This is a genomic window from Nonomuraea sp. NPDC049714, assembly GCF_044465295.1.
Classification (GTDB): domain Bacteria; phylum Actinomycetota; class Actinomycetes; order Streptosporangiales; family Streptosporangiaceae; genus Nonomuraea.
Window position 1 is genome coordinate 1 of record NZ_JBITLM010000040.1, and the last position, 1129, is coordinate 1129.

The 1129-nt window shown below is 65.0% G+C and carries 1 protein-coding gene; it reads left to right on the plus strand.

Annotation, left to right across the window (positions count from 1 at the left end):
* Positions 1–90: 90 nt before the first annotated feature.
* Positions 91–1129: IS630 family transposase (locus ACIBQX_RS50615; protein ID WP_397017871.1), on the plus strand; the 1039-nt coding region annotated here is incomplete at its 3' end.

Consider the following 1129-nt stretch of genomic DNA (forward strand, 5'->3'; position numbering starts at 1 on the left):
CTAGTGGCCTGTCACTCAACGTCGGTCGGGTAATTGATCTCTGGGCGGTGGACCCGGCAGGCTGGCTACTTCCCTAATGAGGAGGTGGTCATGGCTCGTCGACCCGAGGTTTTCGTCCGGCCGCTGTCGATGGAGGAAGGTCGCAAGCTTCAAAGGATCACGCGTAACGCGAAGGATCCGGTGAAGCTGCGGCGGGCGATCGTGGTGATGATGTCGGGGCAAGGCCAGTCCGTGCCGGACATCACCGCGCTGATGCAGGTCAGCGACGACTACGTGCGTGATGTCATCCACGCCTTCAACGAGCGGGGGTTCGACGCGCTGGACCCAAAATGGAGCGGGGGCCGTCCAGCGGCGATCAGTGAGCAGACGCGCGAGCACATCTGCCTCATCGCCAGGACGGTCCCCGCCGAGTGGGGCATTGCCGGGCACTCCACGTGGAGCCTGCGGACCTTGGCCGAGCATCTCATCGCCCGGGGCGTGGTGGCCGTGATCAGCCGCCAGCACCTGTCGCGGATCCTGCGGGCGGGGAAGGTGAGCTGGCAGACCACCACCACGTGGAAGTCCTCCAACGACCCGGCCTTCATCGCCAAGATGCAGCGAGTGCTGGAGTTATACGATCACCCGCCCACCGGCGGGCGGGTGATCTGCGTCGATGAGTTCGGGCCGCTGAACCTGATGCCGCGCAAGGGCAAGCGGTGGCGGCCGGTCGGCTCACCGGCCCGGCTGCGTGCCACCTACAACCGCTACTTCGGCGTGATGCACATGATCGCCGCGCTGGACCTGGCCACCGGGAAGCTGTACTACCGCATCCGCAAGCGGAAACGGTGGATGGAGTTCTTGTCCTTCCTCAAGACGCTCCGGGCACGATGGCCCGGCGAGAAGCTGTATGTGATCATGGACAACTACTCGCCTCATAAGCACCCGCAGGTCCGGGCTTGGGCCGCAGACCACGACGTGGAACTGGTGTTCCTGCCGACCTACGGGTCCTGGTTGAACTGGATCGAGTCGGAGTTCGCCGCGCTGCGCTACTACGCCCTCAACGGCACCGACCACCGCAGCCACGATGAGCAGAACGCGGCGATCGGTGCCTACGTGCGCTGGCGCAACGCTCGCGCACAACCCAAGACAA